Annotated in this window: 8 protein-coding genes; all 8 read right to left on the reverse strand. The window is 68.3% G+C overall.

From position 1 onward, the window contains the following. Window positions 1–71 precede the first annotated feature (71 nt). Entirely contained in the window at window positions 72–830 is a 759-nt protein-coding gene (locus tag AB4Z46_RS31935) for a 5'-methylthioadenosine/adenosylhomocysteine nucleosidase (RefSeq protein WP_442287581.1), read from the reverse strand. After that, the gene (locus AB4Z46_RS31940) at window positions 827–2,449 is read right to left on the reverse strand and encodes an ABC transporter substrate-binding protein (protein ID WP_442287582.1); all 1,623 of its coding nucleotides are present in this window, start codon (window positions 2,447–2,449) and stop codon (window positions 827–829) included. Before AB4Z46_RS31940 ends, AB4Z46_RS31935 begins: the two co-directional genes overlap by 4 nt. Window positions 2,450–2,463: 14 nt before the next feature. Continuing rightward, a complete protein-coding gene (locus AB4Z46_RS31945; RefSeq protein WP_442287583.1) occupies window positions 2,464–3,465 on the reverse strand; it encodes a dipeptide ABC transporter ATP-binding protein in 1,002 nt (333 codons plus the stop codon). Continuing rightward, a complete protein-coding gene (locus tag AB4Z46_RS31950) occupies window positions 3,462–4,481 on the reverse strand; it encodes an ABC transporter ATP-binding protein (protein ID WP_442287584.1) in 1,020 nt (339 codons plus the stop codon). Before AB4Z46_RS31950 ends, AB4Z46_RS31945 begins: the two co-directional genes overlap by 4 nt. 13 nt (window positions 4,482–4,494) lie before the next feature. Continuing rightward, a complete protein-coding gene (locus AB4Z46_RS31955) occupies window positions 4,495–5,394 on the reverse strand; it encodes an ABC transporter permease subunit (protein WP_442287585.1) in 900 nt (299 codons plus the stop codon). Then, the gene (locus AB4Z46_RS31960; protein ID WP_442287586.1) at window positions 5,391–6,401 is read right to left on the reverse strand and encodes an ABC transporter permease subunit; all 1,011 of its coding nucleotides are present in this window, start codon (window positions 6,399–6,401) and stop codon (window positions 5,391–5,393) included. Before AB4Z46_RS31960 ends, AB4Z46_RS31955 begins: the two co-directional genes overlap by 4 nt. 50 nt (window positions 6,402–6,451) lie before the next feature. After that, the gene (locus AB4Z46_RS31965) at window positions 6,452–8,131 is read right to left on the reverse strand and encodes a long-chain-fatty-acid--CoA ligase (RefSeq protein WP_442287587.1); all 1,680 of its coding nucleotides are present in this window, start codon (window positions 8,129–8,131) and stop codon (window positions 6,452–6,454) included. A 117-nt stretch (window positions 8,132–8,248) separates the two neighbouring features. Then, the coding region (locus tag AB4Z46_RS31970; protein ID WP_442287589.1) for an NAD(P)(+) transhydrogenase (Re/Si-specific) subunit beta at window positions 8,249–8,397 on the reverse strand (149 nt) is incomplete at its 5' end.

Here is an 8,397-nt window from a genome sequence, read left to right on the forward strand (position 1 = left end):
GCGCACCCAGCGGCCCGGCAGAGCCGGTGCCGCGGGAGCCCCCGAACAGAGTGGCCCGGGGGGCCTGGTTCTTATTGCGCCGGCAGCGTTGCCAGCCAGGCATCGACCAGCGCCAGGCTGTAGCGGCTCGCGACCGCCGAGACGAAGCGCGTGAAATCGCCGTGCGCCTCGTCGTCGGCGCGATCGGAGATGGTGCGCACCGCCGCGAAGGGCACGCCGTAGTCGTGGCACACCTGGGCCACCGCGGCACCCTCCATCTCGACCGCCAGCGCGTCGGGCAGGTCGCGGCGAAGCACGGCGCTTTCGGCCGCGGTGGAGACGAAGCGGTCGCCGCTCACCAGCAGCCCCCGATGCACCCTCGGCGCCGCCAGGCCGAAGTCCTCGACCACCTGCGGCCCCAGCAGGCCCACCGGGTCGCGCAGCACCTCGGCGGCCGCCGCCGCGAGCGCATCGCCGATCGCGGTGTCGACCGCGAAACGGGCGTGGCCGGTCAGCGGCACTTCGTACCTCGGGAAGATCGGCGAGGCGTCGAGGTCGTGCTGGAGCAGCTTGGTGGCGACCACCACGTCGCCCACCCGGACGCCCGGCGCCAACCCGCCGGCGACGCCGGTGAAGACGATCGCGCGCACCTTGAAGCGCTCGAGCAGCACCGTGGCCGTGAGAGCCGCCGCGACCTTGCCGATGCGCGACAGCACCGCGACCACCGGCTGCCCGTGCAGGTGCCCGACCCAGAAGTCGCGCCCCGCCACCTGCACGCGCTGCTCGTCGGGCATCTGCGCGAGCAGTGCACCGAGCTCCTCGTGCATCGCGGCGACCACGGCGATCGTCATTGCTTGATATCGACTCCATAGAAAGTGTGGCGGCCGAAGGGACTGAGCTTGAAGTCGACCACTTCCTTGCGCACCGGCTTCAGCTGCACCGCATGCGCGATCGTGAACCAGGGCGCCTGCTCCTTGAAGATCACCTGCGCCTTCTTGTAGAGCGCCTCGCGCTCGGCCTGCTTGGGGACGTTCTTGGCCTTCACGACCAGCTCCTCGTAGGGCTGGTAGCAGAACTTGGCCACATTGCTGCCGTTCGACTGCGCCGAGGCGCAGCCCAGCAGGGTGTACATGAAGTTGTCCGGATCGCCATTGTCACCCGTCCAGCCCAGCATGCCCATCTGGTGCTCGCCAGCCTGCATGCGCTTCCTGTATTCGCCCCATTCGAAAGACTTGATCTCGGCCTTGACGCCGACCTTCGCGAGATCGGCCTGCATCAGCTCGGCGATGCGCTTGGCATTCGGGTTGTAGGGCCGCTGCACAGGCATCGCCCACAGGTCGGTGGTGAAGCCTTCGGGATAGCCGGCCTGCGCGAGCAGCTTCTTGGCGGCCTCGGGGTCGTAGGGGTCGTCCTTGATGGCATCGTTGTAGGACCACATGGTCGGCGGGATCGGGTTCTTGGCGGCAACGCCGGTCGTCAGGTAGACGCCGTCGATGATGGCCTTCTTGTTGATCGCCATGTTGAGCGCCTTGCGCACGCGCACGTCGTCGAAGGGCTTCTTCTGCGTGTTGTAGGCCAGGTAGCCGACGTTGAGCCCGGCCTGCTCGAGCACCTGCACGTTCGGGTCCTTGCGGATCGCGTCGAGGTCGGCCGGGTTCGGGTAGGGCATCACGTGGCATTCGCCCTTCTGCAGCTTGGCCCAGCGCACCGAGGCGTCGGGCGTGATCGCGAAGATCAGATCGTCGATCTTGGCCTTGCCGCCCCAGTACTGCGGGAAGGCCTTGAAGCGCACGATCGCGTCCTTCTGGTACTGCACCAGGTAGAACGGGCCGGTGCCGATCGGGTCCTGGTCGATCTTCTCGGGCGTGCCGGCCTTGAGCATCGCGATCGCGTATTCCTTCGACTGGATGCCGGCGTAGGGCATCGCCAGGTTGGCCAGGAACGGCGCCTCGGGCTTGTTCAGCACGAACTTCACGGTGTAGTCGTCGACGCGGTCGATCGACTTCAGCAGCTTGGGCATGCCCATGTCGTTGAAGTAGGAGTGGTTCGGGCTCGTGACCTTGAAGTAGGGGTCGTTGTCCTTCCACTGCCGCTCCATCATGAAGATGACGTCGTCGGCGTTGAAGTCGCGCGTCGGCTTGAAGCTCTTGGCCGTGTTGTGCCACTTCACGCCGCGGCGCAGCTTGAAGGTGTACTCGGTGCCGTCGGGCGAGATGGTCCAGCTCTCGGCCAGGCCGGGCACGACCTTGGTGGTGCCGCGCTCGAACTCGACCAGGTTGTTGTAGACCTGCGTGGTGGCGTCGAAGGAAGTACCCGTGGTGTTCACCGCCGCGTAGAAGTTCTCGGGGCTGCCCTCGGAGCAGTAGACCAGCGTCTTGGCCGACGCGGCGCCGCAGGCGAGCGCGACGGCCGCCGGTGCCAGCAGCGTGGCCGCGCGCAGGCGACGCGAGAGGTGGGAGGTGATGGGCATGTCGTTCGACTCCTTCAGGGTTGAGGCCGCGCGAACGCGGGCGGGGACACATCGGCAGGCAGGAACTTCTCGGCATGGTGGCAGGCCACCATGCGCTCGTCGAGCAGCCGCGGCAGCGGCCGCTCCGTGCGGCAGCGCTCGGTGGCGTGGCTGCAGCGCGTGTTGAAGACGCAGCCCGGCGGCGGCGCCAGCGGCGAGGGCAGCTCGCCCTTGAGCACGATGCGCTCAGCCGCAAGGCCGGGCGTCGAGGCCAGCAGCGCTTGCGTGTAAGGATGCAGCGGCCGCGCGAAGATGCGCGCCTTGGGGCCCTGCTCGACCGCATGGCCGAGGTACATCACCAGCACTTCGTGCGCGATGTGGCGCACCACGCCGAGGTCGTGCGAGATGAAGAGGTAGGACAGCCCCAGCTCGGCCTGCAGGTCGGCCAGCAGGTTCAGCACCTGGGCCTGGATCGAGACGTCCAGCGCCGACACCGGCTCGTCGGCCACCAGCAGCCGCGGGTCGAGCATCAGCGCGCGCGCGATCGCGATGCGCTGGCGCTGGCCGCCCGAGAACATGTGCGGGTAGCGGTTGGCGTACTCGGGCCGCAGGCCGACGCGGGCCAGCATGTCGCGCGCCCGGGTGGCGCGCTCCGCCTTGCCGAGCGTGGTGTTGATCGCCAGCGGATCTTCGAGCACGGTGGAGATCTTCTTGCGCGGATTGAGCGAGCCGTAAGGGTTCTGGAACACCAGTTGCACCGCCTGGCGCAGTTCGCGCCGGCGCTCGTGCGGCGGATCGACCGCATCGTGGCCCACCAGGCGCAGCGACCCCGCAGTGGGTTTCTCGATCAGCGCCACCATGCGCGCGAGCGTGGATTTGCCGCAGCCCGATTCGCCGACCACCGCCAGCGTGCGGCCGCGCTCGATGCGAAACGAGATGTTGCCGACCGCCTGCAGTTGCGCCGGCGCGCGGAACAGGCCGCGGCGCACCGCGTACACGCGCTGCAGGTCCTGGGCTTCGGCCACGACTTCCGTCATCTCACGAACTCGACAACGTGGGCGCCATCGCGCGCCAGGGCATCGTCGCGCTGCGGATCACCGAGCGCGTAGTGGCAGCGCACCTGCCCGCCCATCCAGTCGCGCAGCAGAGGCCGCACCGCACGCGAATGCGCGGTCGCGTAGTCGCAGCGCGGCGCAAAGAGGCAGCCGGCGGGCCGGTCGTGCACGCCCGGCACCACGCCGGCGATGGTGGCGAGTCGCCCTGCGCCGGCCGTGCGCTCCGGCAGCGCCGCCAGAAGCGCCGCGGTGTAGGGATGCTGCGGCGCCGCGAACAGCTCGGCCACGCCGCGCTCCTCCATCACCTGGCCCGCATACATCACGGCCACGCGCTGCGCCATCTCGCTGACCACGCCCATGTTGTGCGTGATCAGCACCAGGCCCATGCCGCGCTCCTTCTGCAGGCTGCGCAGCAGGTCGAGGATCTGGGCCTGGATCGTGACGTCGAGCGCGGTGGTCGGTTCATCGGCGATCAGCAGCTTGGGATCGCAGGCGATCGCCATCGCGATCATCACGCGCTGGTTCATGCCGCCCGAGAGCTGGTGCGGATAGCTGCCGAGGCGGGTGGAGGCGGCCGGGATGCCGACCTGCTCGAGCAGGCCGGTGGCGCGCTTCTTCGCCTCGCGCTTGTCGAGGTGCAGGTGCAGGCGCAGCGTTTCCATCAGCTGCCAGCCGATGGTGAAACACGGGTTGAGGCTGGTCGTCGGCTCCTGGAAGATCATCGCCACGTCCTTGCCGACCAGCCCGCGGCGCGCCTGGTCCGAAATGCCCAGCAGGTCGTGGCCGGCGAAGCGCAGGTGCTGCGCGCGCACGCGGCCGGGCCAGCCGATCAGGCCCATCAGCGCCATCATCGTGACGCTCTTGCCCGAGCCCGATTCGCCGACGATGCCGAGCACCTCGCCCTGCTCCAGGCGCAGGCTCACGCCGTCGACGGCGTGCAGCGTCCCGCCCTGCGTGGGAAACTCCACGTGGAGGTCGCGGATGTCGAGCAGGGGCATTGCCTTGGGGCCTTCAGCGTTTGAGTTTCGGGTCGAGCGCGTCGCGCAAGCCGTCGCCCAGCAGGTTGAACGCCAGCACCGCCGCGAGGATCGCGAGGCCCGGGAACGTGACGACCCACCAGGCCCGGAGGACGAACTCGCGCGCATCGGCCAGCATCGTTCCCCACTCGGGCGAGGGCGGCTGCGCGCCGAGGCCCAGGAAGCCCAGCGCGGCGGCGTCGAGGATGGCGGTCGAGACGCCCAGCGAAGCCTGCACGATCAGCGGCGCGGCGCAGTTGGGCAGCACCTCGCGGAACATCAGCCGCAGCGTGCCGGCGCCGCTCACGCGTGCCGCCGTGACGTAATCGCGCGCGACCTCGGAGATGACCGCGGCGCGCGTGATGCGCACGTAGTGCGGCAGCACGACCACCGCGACCGCCAGCATGGCGTTGATCAGGCCGGGGCCGAGGATGGCGACGATCACGATCGCGAGCAGCAGGCTCGGCAGCGTCAGCACCACGTCCATGAGCCGCATGATCGCGATCTCCAGCACGCCGCGGAAGAAGCCCGCGATCAGGCCCAGCGCGATGCCGACCGCGGCCGAGAGCGCCACCACCGCGACACCGATCGAAAGCGACAGCCGGGCGCCGAACATGAGGCGCGACAGGATGTCGCGGCCGATCGCATCGGTGCCCAGCAGGTGTGTGACCGAACCGCCCTCCTGCCAGGCCGGCGGCCGCAGGAAGGCGGTGCTGTCGGTCTGGTTGGGCGCATGCGGCGCCAGCCAGGGCGCGAGCAGCGCCACCCCGAGCAGCAGCACGATCACGCCCAGGCCGATCACCGCGCCGCGGTTGGCCGAGAACGAAGCCCAGAACTCCCGCCAGGGTCCTGGCGGCGCGGCGCTCGGTGCGGCAGGAACGATGGCTGCGGTCATCGCGCCTGGCGGATGCGGGGGTTGATGAAACCGTAGGCCACGTCGACCCCGACGTTGACCAGCATCACGATGACGCCGAGCAGCAGCATGCCGCCCTGCAGCACCGGGTAGTCGCGCCGGCCGATGGCCTCGATCAGCCACTTGCCGACGCCGGGCCAGGAGAAGATGGTTTCGGTCAGGATGGCGCCGGTGAACAGCACGCCGACCTGCAGCCCGATCACCGTGACCACCGGGATCAGCGCGTTGCGCAGCGCATGCACCGCCACCACGCGCAGCGGCGCGAGGCCCTTGGCGCGCGCGGTGCGGATGTAGTCCTCGCCCAGCACTTCGAGCATGGCCGAGCGCGTCATGCGCGCGATGACGGCCAGCGTGTTGGTGCCCAGCACCACCGCCGGCAGGATCAGGTGCTGCAGCGCGGAGACGAAAGCGCCCTTCTCATCCGACAGCAGCGAGTCGACCAGCAGGAAGCCGGTGACGGGCTCGATGAAGTACTGCACCGAGATCCGGCCCGACACCGGCGTCCAGCCCAGCTGGACCGAGAAGAACAGGATCAGCAGCAGGCCCCACCAGAAGATCGGCATCGAGTAGCCGGTCAGCGAGGTCGCCATCACGCCGTGGTCGAACAGCGAGTTGCGCTTGACGGCCGCCAGGATGCCGGCCGGGATGCCGAGCAGCAGCGCGAACAGGATCGCGCACAGCGCCAGCTCGACCGTGGCCGGGAACAGCGCCAGGAACTCGCTCATCACGGGCTCCTGGGTGATGACCGATTTGCCGAGGTCGCCGTGCAGCACCCGGCCGATGTAGATGCCGTACTGCGTGAAGAGCGGCTTGTCGAGCCCGTAGTCCTTGAGCAGCGCCGCGTGGCGGACCGGGTCGATGCCGCGCTCGCCGGCCAGCGTCTCGATCGGGTCGCCCGGGACCAGCCGGATCAGGAAGAACGCGAGCAGGGTCATGCCGATGAAGGTCGGCACGAGCAGGCTCGCGCGGGTCAGGATGAATCTGAACATTCATCCCCAATATGCAAGAGCGATGCCGGGTCGGGTCCCCGGCGGAACCCTTACTTCTTGGCGTCGCGCAGCTCGCGGCGCAGAATCTTGCCCACCGGCGTCTTGGGCAGGTCGGTGCGGAACTCGATCACCCGGGGCTGCTTGTAGCCGGTCAGGTTGGCGCGGCAGTGGGCCCGTACGTCGGCTTCGGTGAGCGCCGGGTCCTTCTTGACGATCACCAGCTTCACGGCCTCGCCGGTCTTCTCGTCGGTGATGCCCACGGCCGCGCACTCGAGCACGCCCGGCATCTGCGCGACCACGTCCTCGATCTCGTTCGGGTACACGTTGAAGCCCGAGACCACGATCATGTCCTTCTTGCGGTCCACGATCTTGAAGTAGCCGCGATCGTCGGCGATCGCGATGTCGCCGGTCTTGAAGTAACCGTCGGGCGTCATGACCTTGACGGTCTCGTCCGGCCGCTGCCAGTAGCCGGCCATGACCTGCGGGCCCTTCACCGCGAGCTCGCCCGGCTGGCCCGGCGGCACTTCATGGCCGTCGTCGTCGAGCAGCTTCACGTCGGTGCTCGGCAACGGCACGCCGATGGTGGCGGTGTAGGCGGTGCTGGTGGTCGGGTTGCAGGTGACCGACGGCGAGGTCTCCGAAAGGCCATAGCCCTCGCAGATCGGGCAGCCGGTCTTCTCGAGCCAGAGCTTGGCCACGGCGCCCTGCACCGCCATGCCGCCGCCGACCGAAACCTTGAGGTTCTTCCAGTTGACGGTGTCGAAGTCGGGATGGTTCGCAAGGCCGTTGAACAGCGTGTTGACCGCCGGGAAGCTGTGGAAGGTGTGCTTCGACAGCTCCTTCAGCACCGCCGCGAGGTCGCGCGGATTCGGGATCAGGATCAGCTTGCCGCCGGTGCGCATGCTGAGCATCATGTTCACCGTGAACGCGAAGATGTGATAGAGCGGCAGGGCGCAGACGCTGGTCGGCTGCTCGTTGGCCGGCACCTTCAGCATCACGGGTTCGTTCCAGGCCTCGGACTGCAGCACGTTGGCGATCACGTTGCGGTTCAGCAGCACCGCGCCCTTCGAGACGCCGGTGGTGCCGCCCGTGTATTGCAGCACCGCGACGTCGTCGGGGCCGAGCGTCGGCGCCTGCAAGGTGCGCGATGCGCCCTTGTCGATCGCGTCGTTGAAGCGCACCGCGCCCGGCAGGCTGTAGGCGGGCACCATCTTCTTGACGTTGCGCACCACGTAGTTGACGAGCGCGCCCTTCAGGAAGCCCAGCCGGTCGCCCATCGAGGCCAGCACGATGTGCCTGACCTGTGTGGCGCCCAGGCACTGCTGCAGCGTGGTGCCGAAGTTTTCCATCAGGACGATCGCGGTCGTGCCCGAATCCTTCAGCTGGTGTTCCAGTTCACGCGGCGTGTACAGCGGATTGACGTTGACCACGATCAACCCGGCGCGCAGGGCCCCGGCCACCGAGATCGGATACTGCGGGCAGTTCGGCATCATGATCGCGACCCGGTCGCCCTTCACGAGGCCCAGCCCCTGCAGGTAGCAGGCGAAGGCGCGGCTCTGCTGGTCCACCTCGGCGTAGCTCACGTCCTTGCCCATGAAGCTGTAGGCCGTGCGGTCGGCGTACTTGGTGAAGCTTTCCTGCATCAGCGCCACCAGCGAAGCGTAGCGCGAGGCATCGATGTCGGCGGGTACGCCTTGCGGATAGCTGCCGAGCCAGGGGCGATCAGTCACAGTGAGTCTCCAGAGCGAAATCTTGTTGGGAAATCTGCCGCCATCGTAACTTGAGGTTCGAATGCGGCACGGGCCGCGACATGGCGCGGCCCGTGGTCTTCGTGCGGAGCGACCCGACTACTCGATCGCCTTGGCCATGTCCTCGACCACCTTCTTGGCATCGCCGAAGACCATCATGGTCTTGTCCATGTAGAACAGCTCGTTGTCCAGCCCGGCGTAGCCCGCGGCCATGCTGCGCTTGTTCACGATCACCGTCTTGGCCTTGT

The organism is Variovorax sp. M-6 (assembly GCF_052114385.1).
Taxonomy (GTDB): domain Bacteria; phylum Pseudomonadota; class Gammaproteobacteria; order Burkholderiales; family Burkholderiaceae_C; genus Variovorax.

Bases quoted from the DNA above. Each gene is read 5' to 3' on its own strand.
- AB4Z46_RS31935 (WP_442287581.1), bottom strand. From the start codon at position 830: ATGACGATCGCCGTGGTCGCCGCGATGCACGAGGAGCTCGGTGCACTG.
- AB4Z46_RS31940 (WP_442287582.1), bottom strand. From the start codon at position 2,449: ATGCCCATCACCTCCCACCTCTCGCGTCGCCTGCGCGCGGCCACGCTG.
- AB4Z46_RS31945 (WP_442287583.1), bottom strand. From the start codon at position 3,465: ATGACGGAAGTCGTGGCCGAAGCCCAGGACCTGCAGCGCGTGTACGCG.
- AB4Z46_RS31950 (WP_442287584.1), bottom strand. From the start codon at position 4,481: ATGCCCCTGCTCGACATCCGCGACCTCCACGTGGAGTTTCCCACGCAG.
- AB4Z46_RS31955 (WP_442287585.1), bottom strand. From the start codon at position 5,394: ATGACCGCAGCCATCGTTCCTGCCGCACCGAGCGCCGCGCCGCCAGGA.
- AB4Z46_RS31960 (WP_442287586.1), bottom strand. From the start codon at position 6,401: ATGTTCAGATTCATCCTGACCCGCGCGAGCCTGCTCGTGCCGACCTTC.